At 40.3% G+C, this 23968-nt stretch carries 25 protein-coding genes; 2 read left to right on the forward strand and 23 right to left on the reverse strand.

The annotated features are described in order from the left end of the window. The 14 genes from WAM07_RS12400 to WAM07_RS12465 form a co-directional block, all read right to left on the reverse strand. Positions 1-216: LLM class flavin-dependent oxidoreductase (locus WAM07_RS12400; RefSeq protein ID WP_422167280.1), on the reverse strand; the 216-nt coding region annotated here is incomplete at its 3' end. Positions 217-257: 41 nt separating this feature from the next. After that, positions 258-638, reverse strand: coding sequence for a helix-turn-helix transcriptional regulator (locus WAM07_RS12405; protein ID WP_224892515.1), 381 nt, complete (start codon positions 636-638; stop codon positions 258-260). A 164-nt stretch (positions 639-802) separates the two neighbouring features. Continuing rightward, positions 803-1804, reverse strand: coding sequence for a zinc-dependent alcohol dehydrogenase family protein (locus WAM07_RS12410; protein WP_422167282.1), 1002 nt, complete (start codon positions 1802-1804; stop codon positions 803-805). 529 nt (positions 1805-2333) lie between these two features. Further along, positions 2334-3128: a LysM peptidoglycan-binding domain-containing protein gene (locus WAM07_RS12415; protein ID WP_422167283.1), complete on the reverse strand. Its 795-nt coding sequence runs from the start codon at positions 3126-3128 to the stop codon at positions 2334-2336. Between the two features lie 308 nt (positions 3129-3436). Then, complete coding sequence (locus WAM07_RS12420; protein WP_422167285.1) at positions 3437-5056, reverse strand: ABC-F family ATP-binding cassette domain-containing protein; 1620 nt, start codon at positions 5054-5056, stop codon at positions 3437-3439. Positions 5057-5131: 75 nt separating this feature from the next. After that, positions 5132-6478, reverse strand: a complete 1347-nt coding sequence (locus WAM07_RS12425) for a DUF2252 domain-containing protein (protein WP_422167287.1) — start codon at positions 6476-6478, stop codon at positions 5132-5134. A gap of 98 nt (positions 6479-6576) precedes the next feature. Beyond that, positions 6577-6783: a cold-shock protein gene (locus tag WAM07_RS12430; RefSeq protein WP_014643428.1), complete on the reverse strand. Its 207-nt coding sequence runs from the start codon at positions 6781-6783 to the stop codon at positions 6577-6579. Positions 6784-6857: 74 nt separating this feature from the next. Next, complete coding sequence (locus WAM07_RS12435; RefSeq protein ID WP_014643429.1) at positions 6858-7058, reverse strand: cold-shock protein; 201 nt, start codon at positions 7056-7058, stop codon at positions 6858-6860. Positions 7059-7299: 241 nt separating this feature from the next. Further along, positions 7300-7803, reverse strand: a complete 504-nt coding sequence (locus tag WAM07_RS12440; RefSeq protein ID WP_422167289.1) for a superoxide dismutase family protein — start codon at positions 7801-7803, stop codon at positions 7300-7302. Positions 7804-8036: 233 nt separating this feature from the next. Then, a complete protein-coding gene (locus WAM07_RS12445) occupies positions 8037-11630 on the reverse strand; it encodes a dynamin family protein (RefSeq protein WP_422167291.1) in 3594 nt (1197 codons plus the stop codon). Positions 11631-11709: 79 nt separating this feature from the next. After that, on the reverse strand, positions 11710-12750 hold the full coding sequence (locus tag WAM07_RS12450; RefSeq protein WP_422167293.1) for a C45 family autoproteolytic acyltransferase/hydolase: 1041 nt from the start codon (positions 12748-12750) through the stop codon (positions 11710-11712). A gap of 20 nt (positions 12751-12770) precedes the next feature. After that, on the reverse strand, positions 12771-13604 hold the full coding sequence (locus tag WAM07_RS12455; protein ID WP_422167295.1) for an alpha/beta hydrolase: 834 nt from the start codon (positions 13602-13604) through the stop codon (positions 12771-12773). A 13-nt stretch (positions 13605-13617) separates the two neighbouring features. Continuing rightward, positions 13618-14490, reverse strand: a complete 873-nt coding sequence (locus WAM07_RS12460) for a gamma-glutamylcyclotransferase (protein WP_422167296.1) — start codon at positions 14488-14490, stop codon at positions 13618-13620. Positions 14491-14524: 34 nt separating this feature from the next. Further along, positions 14525-15466: a P1 family peptidase gene (locus WAM07_RS12465; protein ID WP_422167298.1), complete on the reverse strand. Its 942-nt coding sequence runs from the start codon at positions 15464-15466 to the stop codon at positions 14525-14527. 78 nt (positions 15467-15544) lie between these two features. Between WAM07_RS12465 and WAM07_RS12470 the strand changes: the two genes are divergently transcribed. Next, the gene (locus WAM07_RS12470) at positions 15545-15817 is read left to right on the forward strand and encodes an acylphosphatase (RefSeq protein WP_422167300.1); all 273 of its coding nucleotides are present in this window, start codon (positions 15545-15547) and stop codon (positions 15815-15817) included. Positions 15818-15863: 46 nt separating this feature from the next. Here the strand turns inward: WAM07_RS12470 and WAM07_RS12475 are convergent, their stop codons facing one another. The 7 genes from WAM07_RS12475 to WAM07_RS12505 form a co-directional block, all read right to left on the reverse strand. Next, complete coding sequence (locus WAM07_RS12475; protein ID WP_422167302.1) at positions 15864-16604, reverse strand: SDR family oxidoreductase; 741 nt, start codon at positions 16602-16604, stop codon at positions 15864-15866. Between the two features lie 135 nt (positions 16605-16739). Next, positions 16740-16979 carry an indolepyruvate ferredoxin oxidoreductase subunit alpha gene (locus WAM07_RS12480; RefSeq protein ID WP_014643438.1) on the reverse strand — a complete coding sequence of 80 codons (240 nt, stop codon included), beginning with the start codon at positions 16977-16979 and terminating at the stop codon, positions 16740-16742. Between the two features lie 153 nt (positions 16980-17132). Then, on the reverse strand, positions 17133-17687 hold the full coding sequence (locus WAM07_RS12485; RefSeq protein WP_422167305.1) for a histidine phosphatase family protein: 555 nt from the start codon (positions 17685-17687) through the stop codon (positions 17133-17135). Positions 17688-17770: 83 nt separating this feature from the next. Continuing rightward, the gene (locus WAM07_RS12490) at positions 17771-19366 is read right to left on the reverse strand and encodes an amidohydrolase (protein WP_422167307.1); all 1596 of its coding nucleotides are present in this window, start codon (positions 19364-19366) and stop codon (positions 17771-17773) included. 102 nt (positions 19367-19468) lie between these two features. Continuing rightward, positions 19469-19672, reverse strand: a complete 204-nt coding sequence (locus tag WAM07_RS12495; protein WP_041601333.1) for a DUF6501 family protein — start codon at positions 19670-19672, stop codon at positions 19469-19471. A gap of 83 nt (positions 19673-19755) precedes the next feature. Beyond that, a complete protein-coding gene (locus tag WAM07_RS12500) occupies positions 19756-20364 on the reverse strand; it encodes an alpha/beta hydrolase (protein ID WP_422167353.1) in 609 nt (202 codons plus the stop codon). 97 nt (positions 20365-20461) lie between these two features. Beyond that, positions 20462-21490 carry an AbrB family transcriptional regulator gene (locus WAM07_RS12505; RefSeq protein ID WP_422167354.1) on the reverse strand — a complete coding sequence of 343 codons (1029 nt, stop codon included), beginning with the start codon at positions 21488-21490 and terminating at the stop codon, positions 20462-20464. A 93-nt stretch (positions 21491-21583) separates the two neighbouring features. Here WAM07_RS12505 and WAM07_RS12510 point away from each other — a divergent pair, with 93 nt between their 5' ends. Then, positions 21584-22252 carry a GNAT family N-acetyltransferase gene (locus WAM07_RS12510; protein ID WP_422167309.1) on the forward strand — a complete coding sequence of 223 codons (669 nt, stop codon included), beginning with the start codon at positions 21584-21586 and terminating at the stop codon, positions 22250-22252. Between the two features lie 38 nt (positions 22253-22290). Here the strand turns inward: WAM07_RS12510 and WAM07_RS12515 are convergent, their stop codons facing one another. Both WAM07_RS12515 and msrB read right to left on the reverse strand, forming a co-directional pair. Next, on the reverse strand, positions 22291-22872 hold the full coding sequence (locus tag WAM07_RS12515) for a TetR/AcrR family transcriptional regulator (RefSeq protein WP_422167311.1): 582 nt from the start codon (positions 22870-22872) through the stop codon (positions 22291-22293). A 104-nt stretch (positions 22873-22976) separates the two neighbouring features. Further along, positions 22977-23936 (reverse strand): peptide-methionine (R)-S-oxide reductase MsrB, encoded by a 960-nt coding sequence (gene msrB / locus WAM07_RS12520; protein ID WP_422167313.1) that lies wholly within the window; start codon positions 23934-23936, stop codon positions 22977-22979. Between the last annotated feature and the right edge of the window lie 32 nt (positions 23937-23968).

A 23968-nucleotide genomic window follows, 5' to 3' on the forward strand; every position in this document is an offset into this window, starting at 1 on the left:
CCCTACACGAATAGTATTAGTAGCTTGAGCGATTTGACTGATGAGAATCTCAGGTGAAGAACTCGCCAGACCATTTGTACTATGATGCTCAGCAACCCAATAGCGATAGTAGCCTAACTCCTCTGTAAACCTTGCGAGTTCAATCGAATGCTGGAGGGCTTCATTTGCCATTTCCCCTTTAGAAATAGGACTCTGATCTAAAACACTGAGCTTCATGATGATCTTCCTTTCAAATAAACCGGCAGTTACGTAAAAATTTACTTATATACATCTTTCATGATTTGCTGTAAGATTTGTAACTGCTCCTCAAATAAGAGTTTGTACCGTTTCTTTAATACATCAAATTCTTCTTTCCCTTTATCAGTAAGGTAATACCAGTACACTTTTTGTCTTTTCTTATCGTGAGACTTATAATCTTCGCGTCTGTATAGAAGACCTTCTTCCGTCATCTCGTGAAGAGTATCCAGTAACGTAGAAGGTGCAGGTATCCAGTTCTTTGTTAATTGTTTAAATTCTGTCTTAAAATGTTCGCTAATCATTGGTTGATGGATTTGAAGTAAATGCATAATATAAAACTTTGTAAATTGAGCGGCACTCATGTTTAAGGCGAATCGCTTGGGATTATTTTTATGAGACATCCTTATCCACTCCTTAGGTATAGGCTTCTTCCTCCATTTTACAATAAAGAGTGGACGGTTTGTCTACTATTACGCACATTCGTTCGGTTATTTTGGTTTTTTATTTATCATTTCGGAGTTGCTACTAAGTTTGAAGAGAGAATATGTGATTGTGTTACAACCACCTAATCTAAATTGAATGAAATTCCAATTTTTCCAAAGTTTTTCGTATCTCTTAAGTATTCAAAAGCGTTTTTGTACTCATCTAATGAAAATACACGATCGAGCTGAGGTTTTATGTTGTGTTTTTCAATAAATTGAAGCATCTCTTTTAGCTCTTCTGCACTGCCCATAGTAGAGCCAAGCAAGTTATACTGTCCGTAGAAAAACTTTCGAATATCTAGTTGAATTTGATCTTCTGTCGTAGCCCCAAATGTTACGATCGTTCCTCCTTTTCGTATAATATTCAGTGATTTATCGAATGTAGCCTTCCCGATACTTTCAATTAATAAATCGATAGACTCATTATGAAGTGCTTCATTCCAGTCGTCTTCTGTTTGAATGGCTCGATCTGCACCCAATGCTAGCGCCTGTTGAAGCTTATCTTCAGAACGAGAAGTAACGATAACCCGTGCTCCTATAGCTTTTGCGTATTTTAAGACAAATGTCAGTACACCACTGCCGATTCCAGGAAGCATAACCGTTTGGTCTTTCTGCAAATTACCTCGAGTAAATAAAGCTCGATAAGCTGTTAAAGCAGCAAGAGATAAAACTCCAGCTTCTTCAAAGCTTAAATGTGAAGGTTTAGTCTCGAAGTGATTTTCATCACTAGTATAAAACTGCGCAAACGTTCCGTGATCGGGAAGGCCTACGATTTCAAATCCTTCCGGAGGGGCGGAACTGTTTCTCTTCCAGCCTAATCCCGGGTTAACTACAACTTCATCACCAACCTGAAATCTGCTTACTTTTTCCCCAACGTCCATAACTGTACCTGCGGCATCTGAACCTGGAATTAACGCAGGATCTTCTGGCTGGTGTCGCTTAGTAATGACAGCCAAATCACGCCTGTTCAATCCGGCTGTATGTACCTTTACTTTCACTTCCTTTTCCCCTAGGTTCGGGTCTTCCATTTCTTTTACTGTTAACCCTTCGATCCCAACTATTTGTTCATGTACTATTGCTTTCATATTCAACACTCCTTCCAATGAATGATTCTTAACAAGTCTATCAATTAAGTTGGGAACTATCCACCACTTCCCATTGTTGCAGGTTACTTGAAGAGGGGTTTTTATGCTCGTTATTTTAAGGGAGAGCATCTCGTTCTCAGTGGATAGCCTCTTTCCTTTACAAGAGTTATAGGAACCATTCCTTTCTATAATTTCGTGAAGTAGGATACTGTAAATTTCTATGCAGGAGTTGGTTTACCATTTCTTCATATGTATTTACTTAAAGATGAGCTGTTTGGACAGCTTTTAAAAAACTCTCTTTTACAAGAAAGGTTCTGTTAAAACCTTAGACGGATCTTTTAAATAATTGACGATTGTAACGGAGGTAGCCCATTGTGATCACCGATGTTGTTCCTGTATGCTATCCCCTCTCACCTTCACTTATAGGCTATATGACGCTATATAAATATATAAAAGCCCATCTCTGTCATGAACAGAAATGGGCTTGAGTATAGAATAATAGCAATTTCTTAGGGGGAGAATGCTGTTATTATTCACTTAGGATTTTAACTTGCACAGACTTTCTGCCGAAATCAAGAGCATCTTCGCGCTCTGGGATAAAGACATCAATGCGGTTACCATTGATAGCTCCGCCAGTATCTGCTGCAATAGCTTCACCGTAGCCTTCTACATATACTTTAGAGCCTAGTGGAATTACATCAGGATCCACTGCAATAACTTTTTGATCAGGATTTGCACGGAGGTCCACACCTGTAGCAGTCACACCACTGCAACCAGTACAGAATGCAGTGTACGCTGTAGCTTCTGCCGTAAATTCTTTCACTACGTCACTGCTTGAATCACTAGATTCTTCTGATTTAGATTCAGAAGCTGATTCATTACTTGATGAATCATCATTGTTGGATGAACTGGCTGAAACTTCAGGTTCAGAAGAAGCTTGTCCATTTACTTTAAACTTATCTCCTGGGTAGATTAGAGTGGAATCAAGATTGTTCCAATCCATAAGATCATCTACGCTAATTCCATACTTGTTAGAGATTTTATATAGGGTATCACCGGACTTAACCGTATAGGTAGCGTCGTTAGTGCTTTCTTCTGAAGAAGAACGCGACTCTTTTGATACCGTAAGCTGTTGATTAGGGTAAATTAAATTTGAATTCAAGTCGTTCCATGATTTTAGTTGACTTACGGATACATCATATTTTTTTGAAATGCCCCAAAGCGTGTCACCTTTATCAATCGTATATTCTTCAGCACTCACAGAAGTTGCGAATGCACCTGTTAATGCTACCGTAGCTGCTACTGAGAAAATTTTCTTTTTCATGTAGTTAATGCCTCCTCTAATTAATTCCAAAAATCACGAAGTGTTTATTTCACTAACTACAAGACTATCAGAATTTATTTATATTTTAAGAACAAACACCTAACAGTTTGATTTCAAAGGTAACATCCATATTTCATATAGATTACAAACCTCTGCATTATAAATGTATACCAGTGAAATTACGACAAATTCAGCTTTTCCTAATCAATGGCAAGAGATATTTTCTATTCACTCCCAAATTTGTTGTATAGTTCTAGTCCCTCTCTTATCCCAAGAAAAAAAGCCTGCCCATGAGGGCAGGCTTTATTCTATTCAGCTAATGCTGCTACTTGCTTTTGAACCGCTGGATCATTTAAATACTCATCATAACTCATTTCTTTATCAACGATACCATTTGGAGTGATTTCAATAATTCGATTCGCAATCGTTTGAATAAACTCGTGGTCATGGGAAGCAAAGATGACAGATCCCTTAAAGCGAATTAACCCTTTGTTTAAAGAAGTAATGGATTCGAGATCTAAGTGGTTGGTAGGTTCATCTAATAGTAACACATTGGCTTTAGAGAGCATCATCTTAGAGAGCATGCAGCGAACCTTTTCTCCACCGGAAAGCACATTAGCTTTCTTCAAAGCTTCTTCTCCGGAGAACAGCATACGCCCAAGGAAACTTCTTAAGAACGTTTCTGTTTCATCTTCAGGAGAATATTGACGAAGCCATTCCACCAAATTCAAGTCAGAGCGTTCAAAGAACTTCGAGTTATCTTTAGGGAAATAACTCTGTGAAGTAGTGACTCCCCACTTATACGTTCCTTCATCCGGCTCTATTTCACCCATAAGAATTTGAAAGAGAGTAGTCTTTGCAGTTTCATTAGCTCCGACTAATGCCACTTTATCATCTTTATTAAGTGTAAAGCTGATATTATTCAACACTTTAACACCATCAATTGTTTTAGATAAATTCTCTACTGTTAATAGATCGTTGCCTATTTCACGTTCAGCTGTAAAAGCAATGTAAGGATACTTACGTGATGAAGGCTGAATATCATCCAGCGTGATTTTTTCCAACAGTTTTTTACGTGATGTAGCTTGTTTGGACTTGGAAGCATTTGCGCTAAACCTGGCTATAAACTCTTTCAAATCTTTGATTTTCTCTTCTTTTTTCTTGTTTTGTTCCTCAGCCATTTTTGTGGCAAGCTGACTTGATTCATACCAGAAGTCGTAGTTCCCGACATAAACTTGAATCTTGCCATAGTCAAGGTCAGCTATATGGGTACACACATTATTCAAAAAGTGACGATCGTGAGAAACTACAATGACCGTGTTTTCGAAATCAATTAAAAAGTCTTCTAACCATTGAATTGCTTTAATATCTAGGTGGTTGGTAGGCTCATCCAACAATAGAACATCTGGATTGCCAAATAGAGCTTGAGCAAGCAGAACTTTTACTTTTTCAGAACCTGCAAGTTCACTCATCTTTTTCTCCTGGAGATCCTCTTTAATACCAAGACCTGTTAGGAGACGAGCGGCATCTGATTCCGCTTCCCATCCATTCATCTCGGCAAATTCACCTTCAAGTTCAGCTGCTCGCATACCATCCTCTTCAGTGAAATCACCTTTCATATAAATGGCATCTTTTTCTTTCATTACTTCGTACAAACGAGTATTACCCATGATTACTGTTTCCAGAACTTGATACTCATCATACTCAAAATGGTTTTGCTTTAAAACAGACAGACGCTGATTATTCTTTAGAGAAACTTCCCCAGTCTGTGGCTCGAGCTCTCCACTTAGAATGTTAAGGAAAGTCGACTTTCCTGCACCATTAGCACCGATTAGTCCATAACAATTTCCTGGGGTAAACTTTATATTCACGTCTTCAAATAACTTTTGATCGCCGAAACGAAGACTAACATTATTTACATTTAACATTAAAAATCCTCCAGTATTCGAATGTATAACATTAAGACATTATAACATTCATCCGAAAGATATAACAGGTTTCACTTATGATTTAAAATAATCTTGTTCAATCAGCCATTCTTTAAATAGCTCAAAATCATTCTCCACTGTTTCTTTATAATATCTGGACCACAGACCTAATTGATGGCGAAACAATTTCTGATCAGAGCCTATCGCTTTAAGGATAGCCTTTTCGCTATGATAATCCATAATACCATTCTCGATATCTGCATCTGCGCGCGCGTGGATTTTGGCACTAATTTGAGCCATGGTTTTGATTGTCTGTGTAAATTTCTTATAGTCATCCAGATTCTTTTCTCTTAAGTCCTTGGAGAAAGGTGACCTTTCACGCACATAGAAATCATGTCCATCCATTCGGAAGTACCCTAAATATGGGTCTGCCTGATGGTGCATGGCGTGCTGAGTGTGTGCAACTCTTCTTCCCTGATGTTTATTATCTTCCCAAAATTGTTCGTCATAAGGGAAGAAATAAGCTGGAATCGGGGAGCGAGCCTCTTTGGCTTCTAAAATGATATCATCGTGGTGCACTTCACCCTCTTGTCCTTCTATCAGGATGTAATATCGTTTAAGACCTGTTGATCCAATACCTGAACCGTTCTTCTTTACAACATCTTTAATACTGTAGAATGAATCCTTTTTTTTCGTTTCTGGATTTAAAGAAGACAGATATTCTTTCCATGCGGATTCCAGTTTATCCCTTTCCTGCTTCGAGACGGATGAAAGTTTGTCTTTTCCAATATCAAATGAACGGATGGAGTTATGATCGACTACGGTTTGTTTATCAAGTTCGTGAGAAGCATGTCTTTCTTCAATTTTTTTCAAGGTTTTCTTAATTGGACCTTTTGTGTTCTCGGAAGTAAATTGAAGGGATTGTGGATCTTCGTCTCCTTCTTGAAATGCTTTTAGCTGCTTACGGTACGCTTTTAAATACTGATCAACAAATTCATCTTCCTCTTTATCTGAAAATTCCTGCTTTTCAGACATAAGGCGGATACTGACAACCATTCGAAGAATATCGTATAAATAAGAACCTAAATATCCTTCGTCAAAATCATCAACATCGAAAACAATGTCATGGTTTTCATTGAGGAAGGCACTAAAGTTGTCAAAGTGCATGTCTCCCATAATCCACGTGGGTTTATCTTTTGGAGTGTGAAAAGTAAAGGGGAATTCAGTAACATCAAAGAAGAATAAATAAGCACTGCCTCTAAAAAAGCTGTAGGAATCTTCTCTCATTTTCTGATATTTCTTCTTGCGGCTGGACTGGGATAACTTCATAATACTTCCGTCGAATTGCTCAAGTATCGTGCCCAGTGTGTTTTTTCTGAGTTTTTTCTTGGTTGATAATATATGTTCCAGCTGCGGATCCATATAGCACCCCTCCCATTAATACTTGTGATCTCTTTTCCCGCTTCCTGCTTAATTATAAACAAAAAAACGGCCGCTCGAAAGGCGGCCGCTTCGCTATCTTAATTTTTATAATACAAACTATTGTTCTCCACTACCTGCAGGACTTTATTTTCCTGTTTCATCGGATTGCCGCATTTAGGGCAAAGATTTTCTTCATTTGTTCTGAAGTTATCCCTCATCCAACAGTTACAGTCGTCAGATGTGCAAACCCAAATTTTAGTTTCTTCTTCTTTAATTTCTGCCTGATTCTTTTTACCGAAAGCCATGTTTGAAGCCTCCTCTAGACATAAATTATGTAAAAGAGACTGACTCTGAAGCCAGTCTCTTTCTATTTTTTAAATTATAATTTAGTTACGTTTGCAGCTTGTGGTCCGCGGTTACCTTCTGTGATTTCGAATTCCACAGATTGACCTTCTTCTAGAGACTTAAAGCCTTCTTCGTTGATCGCGCTGAAGTGTACGAATACATCGTCTTCTCCTTCAACCTCAATAAAACCAAAACCTTTTTCCGCGTTAAACCACTTCACTGTACCTGTTTTCATAGGAATGGATCCTCCAATATTTCTAAAATTAATATGTGCTTACCATACTGAAAAAATCACATATTATAAAAAGTACCAATAATGCTTGATCACTCTTTATAATAGGTGATTCTTATTAATTGGTAAGCGATATCTCTTATATAGAATATAATACTATGACTCACCGGTTAAGTCAAGTAGTGCTTCTTAACATCCTATACAGTTAAGTATATCCATTTCTGATAAAATTTATTCCACTTTTTCACGATTTTTCTATGATTCCACAGGCAATCCTCTTTCCGGCATTCCCGCTAGGCTGAGACCGATAGTCATCCGGCTGCTGATGGATGATGACCGATTTTCCGATAATATCCTTGACCCGAAACCGGTCTGTAAAGAAAATCATTCGAGCCCTTCCTTGATTAGAAAACAACACCGGGAAGTCACCTGCATGGTTTCCATGTGGTTGTTGATCTGGGTTCCAATGCCCTCCGGCCGAAGCAAATGGATCTTTTCCTTCTCCTAATTCACAAATTCCTTTTTCATGAATGTGAAATCCATGAGGGCCCACCTGTGTTCCATCCTTTAATGTCTGAAATTCAGGCAAACCTTCGACTTGCACAAATACCTCCACACCATATGGCATTTCGTAAAAATACATGGCTCCTTTTAAATCAGGAGCAAGCGGACTGCTCCTAAAAGTTACCTTAGCAGTCTGGGAAGTATAAGCTGACCTGTAAGGTGAGTAGGAATAATACGAATACATACTCTTCGACCTCCTTTGTCCTTATAAATATGCTTAACCTAGAGACTTCATGATAGTAATTTCATTACACCGCATAGGTGATTGTTATTCTCTGCATACAAAAAGGACCTGAAATAAGTTCAGACCCTTTACAGAGATGTGATTTTCAAAGATTCGCTGTGTAAGAAGGAGGAAGAAGTTCTTACACAGCGATATCTTTTCACTTGATCTAGCTTATGAACAATTTGTGAAGGTTAGACCAGGTTTTTTATCTGGTCAAACTTTTTCTCTAGAGGACCAATATCGGCCGGGTGCTCTACACTATGAATCAGGCTGTTGAAGGTAGCATCAATTTGATGACGCCACTCATCTACATGATCTTCCAGCAGATGTTGCCATTGCTGTTCATAGTAGTCCTTCATAATTTTATTCGCTTCGTCGAGCTGATTTTTTAAGATGGGAGAGATAAGGTCAGCGAATTCATCTTTCATATCCTCTTTCTCATTGAGCTCAAAAAAAGCACGTGGACTTTTGAACATTTTCAATATTGATGAGGATTGCCGCTCATCGATCACAAGCTCTCCATGGAATGCAGGCAAAGGAATCGATATCCATTCCCGGCGTTCCAATCTAAGGTGATTTCTTACTTTTTTCAACTCCGCTTCAGTTTCCTGTTGTATTTGGTCAATCAAACCTTCAAGAAGACGCTCAATTCTAACACCAACCGCTTTGAACTCCTGATTCATCTCAAATTCTATTTCCTGAACCAATTCATTCCGTGCTTCTCTAAGTTCATTCTGAATAGTTTGATCTTTTCCATTAATGGTGGCCGGATTAAAATGACGCTTAAAATAATCCGTAAAATTTAGCATCATTCGGTGATGGACATAATAGAGCTGTTTGTCTATTTTATTCTTTAGTGCTTCTTTTTCTTTCATGCGGTCGAAGTCTTTTATTACATCAAGAGCTTCCTCTTGTTGAGCTTTTGCTTTCTTCAGGAACTGCTTCCGCTCTTCTTCGTTGAGTTGATTATTCTCAATAAACGTGGCGAGTGTTTCTTTTAATTCATTTAGGTTCCGCTCCATAGACTGAATTAAAACCTCAGCAAGCTCCCCATGCAGAAACTGATTAAACTGAGCTTCAAACGCATTAATACCGGAGGATTGGCCTAGCTCCCCCTGTTTTTCTCGTAAACCCATCAGACTGGATAGTGAAAAAAGACGTGGCTTCCGAATATCGAAGCTTCCCAGCTGATCGGCTACATATTTTTCTACATGCTTTACTTCCTCTTCTGAAGAGGCCAGATCCACCGCATTTATAATAAAGAACATCTTATCCATAGCGAAACTATCTTTGACGCGTCCTAATTGCGTAAGGAAAGATTGATCTGCTTTGGAGAATGGGTGGTTATAGTATGTGACAAAAAGGACAGCATCCGCATCCTTGATATATTCAAACGATACATCGGTGTGTCTGGCGTTCACTGAATCCGCTCCCGGCGTATCCACCAGAGTAATTCCTGCCTCCGTGAAAGGGCAATCGTAAAAGATTTCTACAGATTCAATAAAACACGATTTAGATTCTTCAGCTACGTACATAGAAAATTCATCCCACGGAATGGAAATGGACTGACCTAAATAATCTTTCATCAATTTATATCCACTTAAAAAAGCCTCTAAAAATGAAGCGGATTTGTGTTCCAGGCGGCTCCAATCCTGTACAGTTTCCAATTGTCTTACGTAACCGGAAAGTGTTTCACTACGTAATTCCAACTTTGTAAAAATCGGTTCTAAATCATCTAACAGTTCTTCTTCTTTCTTTATAATCGCCTGAATCGAGCCATGAGGATGTTCATCGCTGGAAGGCGATATTTTATTGATGGTCGCCGTAGTCGGATTGGGAGAGGCTGGTAACAGAGTATCTCCTAGAAGAGCATTAGCGAAGGATGATTTTCCTGCACTAAAGGCGCCAAATAATGCTACCGTATAATGTCTGTTACGCAGTCGATCCTGCTTATCCCGAAGCTGATTAAATAACCCGTCAATTCCTTCAACATCCTCTACAATCGATAGAGCCTTGGTTACTCTTTTCAGTGTGGAATCAATAGAGGCAGGTCCCTCTGTGAGTGAGGAATCCGGAATCTGATTTTCTTCAAAGTTACCTTCTACAGTCTTTGTCAACAGTTCACTTGTAATCTGTTTATGCTGAACGCGTTTTTCCCGCTCCTCAAGGTCGGTCTTAATCAAATCCTTAACCATGGAAGGAAGCGTCTCATTTTCAAGGCTCTTGTACAAATTCTTTCGGTAGGAAGCAAGATCTTCCTCCATCTGTTCCAGTTCTTCTTCAATCTGATCTTTTTCTTCCATAGCCTGGAAAACAGACTTATTTTTTTGATACTCCTTTTTCTTTTCATTTCTTATGTGGCTTTCGATTTGATTCCACCACTGATTCACGAACTGACGCATCTCTTTCTTGATATCATTGGACAACTGATCCGTATATCGAAGAATATAGTGACCGGTGACAGAAGCACCTGGTTCTATCATATCCTGCAGTTTAGCCTTCTCATAAATAAAGTTAAACCGCTGGATTTCATTCAGAAGCTCTTCATCGGTTATCGAAAGCTCTTCCGAAACTTCCAAAAGACGTTCTTTAAGCGGCCACTTTAAATTTTTTTCAATGCTCTCGAGGACCTGATCATAAAAAGCGGATTCTCTTTCTTCTTTAACTTCTTCTGTCTTTTTTTTGGTGAATAATACGCCTACTTTGAAGCCTCTCTGTCTGGATTCAAGAAATTTTTCTGCTTCGTCCCGTAATGAACTCGGCATGAGGTAAGCGTTCGGAATGAATGAAGATACACGCCGTTTAAAAAGATCCGCAGCATCTGAAATGACCTGTTCAGTATCTCTTCGATCTTCCTGGGTAAGATGGCTCTCACTCATTCCTTTATCTAATTGCTCTTTACGATCTTTTAACTCCTGTTCCCGCTCAAAAAATCCATCCGATCGATTATGTACGCTTTCCTCGATTATGGTTTCTGCAGCCTTTAGAGCCTGCTCCTGAACCCGAGAATAAGAAGACGAATACAACTGGGTAAACGCTGCTTTTAATGATTCATACTCATTCTTATCATAAGAAAAGTCCTTTAGAGAGATATAATAAATGGCTTCAGGCTTAATTCCACGGGTGGAGAACGAATGTTCGACACTCTGTTTAAAGTCTTCAAATGACAGTTCCGCTTCGTTGTGTTTATCGATTTGATTAATGACGACAGAGAATGGTGTTCCGCGTTCTTGCATCTCCATTAAAAACTTCACATTGACTTCGGATTGAACATGGTTATAATCCATTACATAATACAGAACATCCATCAGATGCAGCGAGGATTCTGTAATTAAACGATCCGCATCATTCGTCGAATCTACTCCCGGTGTATCCAATACGGTGACATGCTCAGGCAGACCGCAGTCAGGACGGCTGATTACAACCCTCGATATATCACTTCCATTCTTACACAAGGCCTGTATAGTTTCAAAATCCGTTTCCCCTTCATACTTTTCCGGAAGATCATGATGGAAATAAGTCATGGTATAAGGTTCGCCAGCCTTAATTTCCACAATATTGGCGCTGGTTGGTATGGGACTCGAAGGCAGCATTTGTTTATCCAGCAAATGATTAATTAACGTGGATTTACCAGCGGAAAAATGCCCTCCAAACCCGACCATCACTTTTTCATGCATTAATTTATCGATTACATCCAGAACCTTTTCACTCTGAGCAGGATCTTCTGTTTTTAAGTATTGATAGAGATTCTGTAATTGTGTAACGGTCTCTCTCGTTGCTGTCATGCCATTTTCCCCTTTTTGAGTATAGTGTATCATGATATTACTTCGATTGAGTATGATTCACAAGATCATCCAAAAAAATTCATCCGTCGATATAAGGAAGTGGTTCTTTAGTATCTAACTGTCCGAGAACTTGTTTAATCGGTGACCTGTTCCCTTTCATCCAATCGCCCAGACTAAATTTGACAGGATTGCTATCTCCTCCAAGCCCGAAAAGCATAGATAGAGACTCAGGGTAATAACACGCTGTATGAATAGTGCCTGACCAATGGCTGTACCGCTTCGAAAAGATCGGATTCCCGGTTTCATTCAAGTACTTAAAAGCTTCCCTTCCTGTAGAAAGTTGAGGATGCCCTTCTCTTAACGAACGGAGCCGAGTATGGGATTCTTCCACATGACGACGGTTTTCCTGAGGAATGACTTCAAAGTGATTCGTACATACACTTTCCTGCCGAACACGAATCCCCCTGGGCGAACCCTCTACAATTCTTGAATTTCTGCTCCGATCATAAAGTACATAATTAAAGGAATGACGGTGGGGAAGCTCCTTTAACCACTCAACCGCTTCATCCGTTGTCTTACAATTTTCAAGTAATATTCGTGTTAAAAGACAACAGATCAAACCGTCTTCCGGTTTAATCCGATTAACAAAATTATACCCTACACAAAGACCGTATTCATTCATTCCATCTGTTCTACCGATGATCCGTTGAGAAGGACCAATCAAAGCAGGACCTTCCGAAGGCTGAAATATAACAAGACGTCCTTCATAGGTTTTCGGGTGATAATCGTAGTTACGAGCAAAGAAGTTCTCTTTAGCCATAATGGAGCATCCGGAGTGAATCCAGTCCTGCTGCCAGCCGCTGAATTCATGAACAACCTCCTCCAGGGGCCATCCCAAACCGGCTGAGAGCCCTTCTAATTCAGCCCACAGCCCGCTTGAATATTTCATAAAAAAGGCTTTGGCTTCCTTTTGATTGACCCTGTATTTACGCATGGATTTGGTTCTTCGATTACGATATTTAGTAAGCAGTGGATTTTCTTTTAGCTGCTCGGCCTGATAACGTCCGAATGCATAATGACTTCCCTTAAACTGGATAACGTCTGAATAAATCTGTTTCATCCTTTTTTCTCCTCGAACTTCTATTCCTCAAGCCACTCCCAAATAGAGTTGTGAAAGGCGGGATCGTGCAGAATATGATTATGATCGGTGTCCTTAACAATTGTCATGTTCATCCCGAACGTATTTTCATACCATTCGCTTAAACGCTCCGGATGAACTACTTCATCATGCTCTCCTACATAAGTACGTACTCGGTCTTCCATTCCGCGAAATAAGTCTGCTGGCACTTTCTCAAGAAAGCGGGACATCATTAAGCGGAAGCTGAGCGATAGCCTTCCTGAATGATGGAATTCATCCGGAATTTGAGCAACAGTCCAGTTCAAAATGCGTTTTACCCCTAATTTGTACAATACCATTAGAGTTCCTGCCTTTTTCTGATACACAACATAATCCACATCTGTAGAAGGTTTAAATTGATCCGTAGCATCATTACGATAAACCGAAAGAGTGGGATGGAAAAAGGGAGAAATAAATAAGTATTGATCAGCTGCCTTGGGGTTTCTATGAATCAGCCTTAACAAATTAGCACACCCCATCGAGTGACCAACTAATAAAATTTGATCATACCCTTTTTTCTTAACAAAATGGATGAAGTCAAATAAATCATCATCAAACTGCTCCATATAAGAAAGGTCCCCGCGAGAGTTCAATTGATCGTACCCTCGCAATATTGGTAAAAATACATCGGCTTCTAATTCCAGCGATTCAGCAAATTTTTCCTGGTGGTTCAACTCAGCGGTAATGCCATGGATTAGAATCACAGCTCGATTTTTGGGTCTGTCTTTTTCAAAAGAGACATACTGTAAATGGGAGAAATCTCTTGCCGTGTACGTTTTCCAATTTGTTTTCACCATTCCTTGATCACCTCTATTCCATTTGCTGGAGGTATTTTGTAAATTCATTCACAGGGAGCTCATGCTGAAGCCGCTGCTCCAATCGTTCCATGTAATTCTTACTTAGATAAAAACGTCCTCCGCGATGGATCTCTCTTGCGTAATGGAGGGGAGGAGTAAGACTTTCTTTTTTGTGAATAACGGTAAATGAAAGAGCTTCTACCACGGGGCCATTATGAAGAGTCACTTCAACTACTACCGGCCTGTAGACATGGTTTGACACACCTTCCCGGCGAAATAAATAATCAAGAGCTTTCTCCGTAATTTTATACACCACTCCCTCTACTGAGTCTCCGCTTCTCTCGATAATATCTGCTCGCCCACCATCAGCACGATGATAAGAAAAGCCCAGGTGATATCCTTGCAGCTCTGCTCCACCTTCAATTTCCTGAAATAAGTTCTGCACACCACTTTTATAGAACCGCTCATGGTCCATACATGATCCGAAAGCGAAATAATAATAAGATTCCTTCTTTAATAATTGTTCCACCTTCCAGTCCCGGTGAAGAACTGGTTTTCCTTCTGGTGGATGGGGATAATAATAAACGTACGCAGAATAACTCTTCTGCTGGGTATGAACCGCGGACGTTTCTCGTTTAAATAATGAATCTGGATCTTTCTCTCGGTATCCTTCCAGTCGATCCAACTGTTGTAACATTCCTTCATCAATTTCGTACAATTCCCCATAAGCAAGAGAAGCTTCATTTTTTATTAAGAGGGGGTAATAAGAAGATCCTGAATAAAGCTCGCCGCTCGTCCAGGCTTGTTCGGATATAAGTGAAGCTCCTTCGAGGAAATGATGATTTTGTTCATTTTTGCGTAATGATCCATAAACAAACGCGTACAAATTCCTGCCTCCTTGTTTCTACATTAACTCAAATTCAACTATCATTAATAGCTTGAGCACCTTGAATGGCACGAAGTACAGCTTGCTCTACCACATGAGCAGCTAAACTTGAAAGACCATTTAGATCCACCTCTACTTCATTTGTAGTTAATGTAAATAAAGTGTCTCCATCTACAAATGTATGAGAGGGACGTATGGTTCTTGCAAGTCCATCATGAGCAAGGGCAGCTATTTTATTAGCTTGTGGTTTGGTCAATTTAGCATTAGTTATAACAGATCCTATCGTTGTATTTCCACTAAATCGGTTTGTGTCTGTCTTTTCTAAGGATTGAATCAGCACATTCTCCGTTCCTAAGAAGCGCCCTTCCTTCTGAACGCCCGCAACAATTTGTCCTGTTTCCGGATCAATGACGTCACCAAAGCTGTTCACAGCTACGACAGCTCCAATTTTTAAATTTCCCGCCTGAACCGCATAACTGCCTATTCCGCCTTTCATCGCATGATCTGGTCCCAGAACTTTCCCTACCGTTGCGCCTGCGCCCGCACCTTCTGCACCATCCTTAAAAGGAATAGGGGCAAAAGCGTTTGTACTGGCCTGATAACCCATCTCCCGGTCCGGTCGAACCCCTGCGTTACCTGTATGAAGATCAAACAAAATCGCACCAGGGACGATCGGCACTCGGGCGACCTGCACATCAAAGCCAATCCCACGCTCCTCAAGAAACTTCATAACGCCCGCTCCCACATCCAGCCCGTAAGCACTTCCTCCTGAAAGAAACACAGCGTGTACTTCCTCCACCAGGTTTTCAGAACGGAGCAGGTCTGTTTCTCTAGTTCCAGGTGAACCCCCGCGAACGTCTACGCCCCCTTTTGCCCCTCTCTCACAAATAATAACGGTGCACCCTGTATTCGCATGAGGGTCTTTAGCCTGACCTATCCGGAAACCTTCTATATCCGTTAGTTCGATCTTTTTCATATCTTTCGCCCCTTTTAGTTTTTATGTAGGAAAGATTGGGGAAAACTTCAATATACCAAATGCAGGAGGTGCTTCTAAATGGAAAGAAATCATTTAATTGTTCATGGCAGAGTACAGGGAGTAGGCTTTCGTGCCTCTGCCAAGCAAATTGCAGACCAGCTTGATATAACAGGCTGGGCTAAAAACAAGTCAGATGGAACGGTGGAAATTGATGCTGAAGGCGAAGGCCGCCAGTTGAAACAATTCATAGATAAAATAAATGAAGGTCCTACCCCATTTGCCAAAGTTGAAGCTTTAGATATTACTGAGAAAGAAGCAACCAATAGTTATGAGAGTTTTCGAACCATTTAATAATCTTGACCGCAGGATTTCCTGCGGTCAAGTTTTTTATTTCCTATTATTTTTTGTGCATTGGCCGTACAATAACCTCATTCACATTGACATTAGAAGGCTGAGTTGCCGCATAAGCAACAGCGCGTGCAATGTCATTCGCTTCCAGTGGGTCCATGCTGCTATCTTTGAACATGTCCAGTACTTCACCGTCCGTTATATGATCGGTCAATTCTGTATCTACCGCTCCCGGAGAAATGTTAGTCACTCTTACGCCTGAACGTGACAATTCTTTTTCCATCCCCATGGAAAGAGCACGGACTGCATATTTCGTTGCACTGTAAACCGTACTTGAAGGAAATACTTCGTGGCCGGCCACAGAAGACACATTAATTATGTGTCCAGCATCCTGTTCCAGCATAACAGGAAGAGATGCATGAATGCCGAACAATACCCCTTTAATGTTCACATCAACCATTTGCTCCCACTCATCTACGTGGTCATTTTTTAAGAAGGATAAAAGCATGACGCCGGCATTATTAACCAGGATATCGACGCTACCGAATTGATCCTTCGTTTCTTTTACAAGCTGCTCTACATCTTCTTTTTTGGTGACGTCAGTTTCCACCACTTTAGCTTCTACATTATAAGATTCTGTAATTTCATTCGCTAATTCCTGTAATCTCTCGGATCGCCGTGCTGCAAGCACCACGTTGGCACCTGTGTCAGCAAGATGATGGGCAATAGCTTTTCCTATTCCACTGCTTGCCCCTGTAATGATTGCTACTTTATTTTTTAGTTTAGTCATAGTGTTCCCTCCTATTAAAAGCTTCTCAAGGTATTTACCCTTTTTAATTCAATTTTATTCATACACCGGACGATCGCAAACCCGTGAACTATAAAAAACCGCCTCTATAAATAGAGACGGTTTTAAGTATGGATATTATTGTTCTTCAAAGAACTTACGGTTTAACTCGATGTATTTGTTTTCTTCTTCAGGTACTTCATCCTCTATATAAATAGCTTCAACCGGACATACAGCTTCACAGGCGCCACAGTCGATGCAAATGTCAGGATCAATGTAAAACATATCTTTACCTTCTTCTATACAATCTACAGGACACACATCCACGCATTCCCCGGCTTTTTCATCTTTACAAGGGGATGTAATAACAAATGCCATAGATATTCTCCTCCTTCTAGTTGTTAAATGTGTTTAAGTAACTATTCACGTTAACTAGTTTCGATAAACACTAAAGTCTATGATAACGACTATAGTATAATTTAGCAATTACTTCCGCTAAAATTCGACCAAATTAAGCAAATTTCCCGGGAGCTAGTAATTCTCCTGCCAAATTCGCTCTACCATGTATTCTCCCCCCTGCTTTTGCACTAAAAACATATCAGGGTTTGATAAACGTTTCCATTCATAAAAACCGATTTCCCGGTTATACTTTTGCAGCAGCAATGCAAGAAGGTTGCCGTGTGTTACAAGAAGTACATTCCCACAATCCTCTTGTTCAAGCTCATCGACAAGGGAGAGGATTCTCTTTTTTGCTTCCTGTGATGACTCGCCGCCTGAAAATTTCAACTCAGGATCTTTGAACGTATCATGCAGGACTTCTTCCCAGTCATCCAAGGGTTCATGGCTTAGGATTCGCTCCTCTAGACGCTCATCCGTTTTTATGGACAATCCTTTACTTAAGGCAAAAGGCTTAATTGTTTCGATCGCTCGTAAAAAAGGGCTGGAAATAATATGATTAATTTCATAACCGGATTGATCAAGAAAATTAGCTAACACCTGAGCCTGGCGGACCCCTGATTTCGTCAGAGGGGAATCCTCGTGCTGCCCTTCTGTTTCACTATGGCGTACTAAAATCAATTTGTCCATTTTCTCCATCCTCCCCTTAAATTAACCTTACCCTTATTATCGCTGATGGGAGGAGTGTTGACAAGGAAGCTCAGGAGAAAATGTCACTTTTTATACACTCTTTTCCCTCTATGCCAGGTTTCTACAACTTCTATAGTATTAAGTTCTTCTACAGCAACCTCTTGGGGGTGCCGGTCTAATAGGATAAAGTCAGCCTGGTAATCAGCTTCTATTCTGCCCTTTTCTCTTTCTCTGTATTCAAGTTCTGCAGGTGTATTGTAGAAACCCGAGAACGAAGCGTCCACCGAAAGTTTTTCCTGCGGCATCCACCCGCCAGGCGGCTGACCCTCCAGGTCCATCCGATTCACAGCCGTGTAAATGGACACGAGCGGATTAATAGCACCAATCGGAAGATCAGAGCTGAGTGTAATTGGAATTTGGGATTTATATAAACTTTGAAAAGCATCGCAATAAGGAACAAGTTCTTCAGGCGTCCACTTTTCTTTTTTATCCCATTCTCCTAACAAGAAAGACGGCTGGGTTTCAATATAAGGTTTTAAATCTGTTAATCGACGAAGCAGATCAGGAGCAAGTGTCTGAGCATGAATGATTCGGTGTCTGCGATTGCTTGTATCCACTCCATCCTGCTCCAGGGCTTCGATGGCTTGTTCTACTGCCCTGTCACCAATGGCGTGCATGGCTACCTGCATGTTGTTTTCGGAAGCTGTTCTCACCATGTCGTTTAACTCCGACTGGGAATAAATTAACGTTCCTTGAGTCTCTGGCGCTTCAGGGTAAGGATTTCTCATCGCTGCTGTGAACAAACGCTGCGTGCCGTCAAGAAAGATTTTTACAGCACCGACTTTTACTTGCTCCGTTCCATCTCCGGTTCGCATAGTGCTTCTATCTAAATAATGATGAAGATCATCTATATTGAAAATATAATGGTGGAGTTGTGCATCGATCGGGAGCTTACCTTCCTGTTCTAATTCAGTATAAGCCTGCCATAGTTTCTCATATGAACCAATAAAATTAATGTCGTCACTGTGGACGGAAGTAACCCCCACTTCACTTAAGTAAGGTACTGCAGCCGTTATGGCTTCTTTGGCATCCTCTACAGAACGCCCCCAAAAGTGATGCTTAATGTAATGGACGGCGGTATCTTTAAAACGACCAGTCCAGTTCCCTTGCTCATCTTTTTCCTTAAATTCTTCCGGTTCTTTCTCAAACCCTTTATCGTTTCTAAGTAAGTCCATAGCCTGCTCACTGATCACACATTCATGTCCATCCTGATGCATGAAATATATATAGGAGTTTACCTGTATTTCACTTAAGTCCTTTGCTGTAAGTAAATAATCAATGTCATCGAATTGAGCATCATTAAAACCTTTTCCAAAAATCCAATCATATTCTTCCATCTCATCATAATGGTTTTCCACAAGGTTTTTCATTTCTTGCCAGCTGGTTACCTCTGTTAAATCCAATTCTTTTTTTAAGAGACCAAATCTCAACAGGTGCATATGGCTGTCATTAAAGGAAGGTGCCAGTACCTTCCCTTCTCCGTCTATGACACTTTTATCTCCTTCATAAGGGCTTTCATAAATGGCCGTAATTTTATCTTCTTCTACGTCTACAGCATATCGGGTGTCTTCATCGTATTGGGATGATGGCTGGTAAATCCTGATGTTATCAATTACCATATTCATTGCTCCTTTATACCTAATATTCTATATCCATAACTTCCCCATTTCTTGCTCACTAAACATTAAAAACCGGCAGCGCGTAAGCACTGCCGGAAGAATTTATACTTCTTTAAAGTATTCTTTGTAAAAGCCGCCCATACGACCTGAATTATCAATAACAAAATAAAATTCTTCACTTTCATTTTTAACATCATACCTCTTACCAGGCGTTAAAACATTTTCTACCACGAATTTGGCTGCATCATTATGGACGCATTCAATCTGCTTAATTGTCGGATTGTTTTCCCAAGTCTTATGAATCATACTTTTCATCCTCCTTATTCTTCTGTATCCCTATCATACCTTGAAACGGAAAGAGGACTCAATCATTATAAACACGTTTTCAATTAGATTAGGTGTGTTTCATACCAGCTCCTGCCTGCCTTCACTTCTGATTCGGTCAGCTGATGTCCAGACCTTTCCCAGTGATCTGTCACCTGTGCCCCCGCTTCCTCCAGCATCTGTTTTAAATCAACGGTTTCTTGAGCTGGACAAATAGGATCGTTTTCGCCAGCTCCAATAAATACTGGCAAGGCTTTCTGAACAGGGAGCTGTATACTTCTCCTTGGAACCATTGGATGAAACAAGAATGCACCTTCCAGGCTTTTTTCATAATGAAATAACAAACTTCCAGCTATATTGGCTCCGTTCGAATAACCAATAGCCACTACTTTATTGCGATCGAAATCGTACGCCTCTGCAGCTTCAGTAAGAAATTCGTTTAACTCTCTCGTTCTGTTGATCAAGTCTTCTTCATCAAAAACTCCTTCACGCAGACGTTTAAAGAAACGGGGCATCCCATTCTCTAAGACGTTTCCCCTGACGGATAAAACGGAAGCGTCAGGATCAATCATGGAAGCGACGGGAAGTAAATCCTTCTCCGTCCCGCCCGTGCCATGCAGCAACAGCAGTACACGTTTATTTCCAGGCTTTCCTTGCTCGAATATATGCTTCATTTTCATAGTAGATCGCTTCTCCTTTGCATGATTCTTCACCTAGCTTATCGTCGATTATCAGTTTATCTTTAATTCGAGATATAGTCAAAGAGAAGACCTATATGCTTTTGGGTAAGAACTTTTGGTAGAAAATAGGCAGGATGATCACAATGGTAAGTAGACGTATCATTTGCAATGAGCTTACAATGGCCGGCTGTCCACCTGCCGCCTGAGCAGTAAGAGCCATTTCTACCAACCCTCCTGGAGCAAGACTTAGCACAGCGGTTACCAAATCCATACCTGTCCACCAGGAAAGCAAAAATCCAAGAGCGATTCCAAATGCTATAATCATAATAGCCAACCCAAAATACAGCAGGCAGTATTTCCCTGCTTGTAATAGATCTCTTATAGAAACTGAATGGCCAAGATGGACACCTATCATGATTTGAGCAGCAATAAAAAATAAATTCGGCAATTCATAAAGGGGAGTACCAATAGATTGAAGCAGCCCTATGATGAGCATAGGAACAATAACTAAAGCTGCCGGAATCCGAGCTTTGAGTAAATGTGCGATAAAATATACCCCGCCATAGATGATTATAGTCCATAACGATTCTTCCTGCGTGTTGGAGTTCATTATGGAAGAAGAAGATTGATAAAACCAATGGGTAGCTGCAAAGGGAATAATAAATAATACACAAACCAAACGTATCGTATGAAAAATAGTAACGAGGACCGTATTTGCTTTTAAAGATTCACTGACTGCCATCATGGCAGAAAGCCCTCCAGGTGCACTCCCAATTAAACTGGTTGAGATATCGATTGCTGTTTTTCTTGAGATGAGATAGGCTAAAAACAGGCTGAGAGAAATAAGCACAAGTGAAAGTAGTGTATAAGGAATAAAATAAGGAACGACTAAGGTAAACGTTTGTGTTGTAAAAGTGAGGCCTATCTGAATGCCAAGCAGTGCAAATGCTGCGTTTCTTATCGATACGTGACTGGTTGTTTCATATTTGAACCAGTATTTCAGCATGACCAGCCCGGCTACTGGACCGAGAATCCAGGGAAGAGGAAGCTTTAGCAGCCAGAATATGATCCCGGCAGTTAGCGCTAACGCATAGGTAAGAATAAACTTTTGGATAGAAATATTTGGAACCTCCTCACTTCTCTAATTGTACCTCACAAGCTGTTCTCAAAATCCTATACATATCGAATAAGTATGGAAAGGAGTCTCCCTAAAATGGATAAATGGATTTACGGTTACGACCGTGCTCGTTCCCGTTTTAATCATCTGCACCTGCGTAATTATTACGAGAATGACTTCGAAGATCTAATTCAAATTCAAAAAAAAGCGTTTCCTCCCCCTTTTCCACCAGAGCTATGGTGGAATAAAGAACAACTGGCTAATCATTTAGAAATCTTCCCACAGGGATGTATTTGTATAGAGGTAGATGGGGTGGTAGCAGGTTCCATGACCACAATGATAACGGATATGACTAATGAAACCATCGATCATTCGTGGGATTCGATGACAGGTGAAGGCACCATGAGTACGCATAATCCAGAAGGAAATACTCTTTATGTAGTTGATCTGTGTGTGGACCCCAAATACCGTTCTTTGGGACTTGGACGACAGCTCACTCAAGCCATGTATGAGAACGTCGTTCATTTGAACCTTGAACGTCTCGTCGGTGGCGCAAGGATGCCGCTCTACCATAAATACCATCAGGAACTTACCCCTGAAGAATATGTGAATCTTGTCATCCGGGCAGAGATTAAGGACCCGGTAATAACATTTTTATTAAAGTCTGGTCGTTCTCCCATCAAACCGATGGCTGATTATATTAAGGATGAAGAGTCCTGCCATTACGGATTACTAACAGAATGGCGCAATCCCTTTTTCAGTTAATTCAGGAAAAAGCCGCTTCCAGTACAGGGAGCGGCTTTTTATTGACCAGGCTTATGGGCAATCCCATGTTCAATCATCCCAAAAAGTTGAGAAGCTAATTCATCTACTCCCAATCTCTTTCGGTTAGGGAATAGAATAGAGTGAAAAATCAAGTCACCGATCAAACCTGAATCTGTATTTTCATTCCATATCCCCGTTTCTTTTGCATCGGAGATCCAATTCATCATCAAATCATAGGTTTTCATTAAATCTACATCCAATTCATTTTTGTAATAGATCGCTGCATTTTTATCGCTTGACTGCAGATCCTGAATCATTTTGTCAATTTGATAGATTTGAGCGTGTTCTAAAATAATTTGCAGCAATTGGAACAATTTGTGATTAGGGGGATCATCGGAAGGAATTCGATCAACTTTATCATTCATTTCCTTCATCATGTTTTTCATATAGGCCAGCAGAAGCTCATCTTTATTCTTGAAATATTCATAGAGTGTACTTCGTCCAACTTCAAGTAAATCAGCTATCTTTTTAAAATGCACACCATGTAAGCCCTCTGCTTGCAATACTTCTCCAGTTACATCTAATACGTCCTGCTTCGTTAAAGCTTTCTTTCGTCCCAAAAAGAATCCCTCCCCTCTTATTTTATTATAGCATTTTCCTGCAAAACCAGAGGGAAGGAGGATAAGACCCTATACGTGTTTAAAGGAACAGTTATTCTCGCTCTCTATTCAAATAAATGAGTTAAATATCCATATCCCTTTTCTTCCATGTCACGTTTAGGAACAAATTCTAATGCAGCTGAGTTAATGCAGTAGCGCATTCCCCCCTGTTCTTTCGGTCCGTCATCAAACACATGTCCAAGATGGGAGTCAGCGTATTCACTTCGCACCTCCGTTCGTCTCATTCCATGAGAAGTATCCATTTTTTCTTTTACTTCCTGGGTTTCGATAGGTTTCGTGAAACTCGGCCAGCCGCATCCTGCGTCATATTTATCTTTGGAACTGAACAAAGGTTTCTTTGATACAACATCTACATAAATACCTTCTTCTTCATGATCATGATAAGCATTTTGAAAAGGTCTTTCCGTAGCATCTTCCTGGGTAACTTTGTACTGGATATCACTCAGGCGATTCTTCAAATCTTCCTGATCCTTTTTATATCCCCAGTGTTCTTTAATAAAACCTGCACGTCCGGACCCTTTTTTATATCGTTTATAGTGAAAAGCATTTTTCTTATGGTAATTCTGGTGCTTATCTTCTGCTGGATAGAATGTCTCAGCAGGAAGAATTGGCGTGACAATCGGCTGCTTGAATTTACCAGATTCTATAAGCTGCTGTTTGCTTGCTTCAGCGATTTGACGCTGCTCTTCATCGTAATAGTAAATCGCGGTAGTATATGACTCTCCGCGGTCAGCAAATTGACCGCCATCGTCCGTTGGATCAATTTGCTGCCAGAATAGTTCGACCAGTCTTTCGTATGGGAATACCGAGGGATCATACGTGATTTGCACCGCTTCCTTGTGACCCGTCTGCTCGGTGATAACATCCATATAAGTAGGGTTTTCCGTGTGACCTCCAGTATATCCGGAAACAATAGAGTCAATTCCTGGTCTTTCATCAAATGGCTCAACCATACACCAGAAACATCCACCTGCAAATGTAGCTATTTTCAATTCATTATTCATTAATAAAACCTCCAATGCGTAGGTTGTTACAT

It is taken from the genome of Halobacillus sp., from assembly GCF_049282395.1.
Lineage (GTDB): Bacteria > Bacillota > Bacilli > Bacillales > Halobacillaceae > Halobacillus.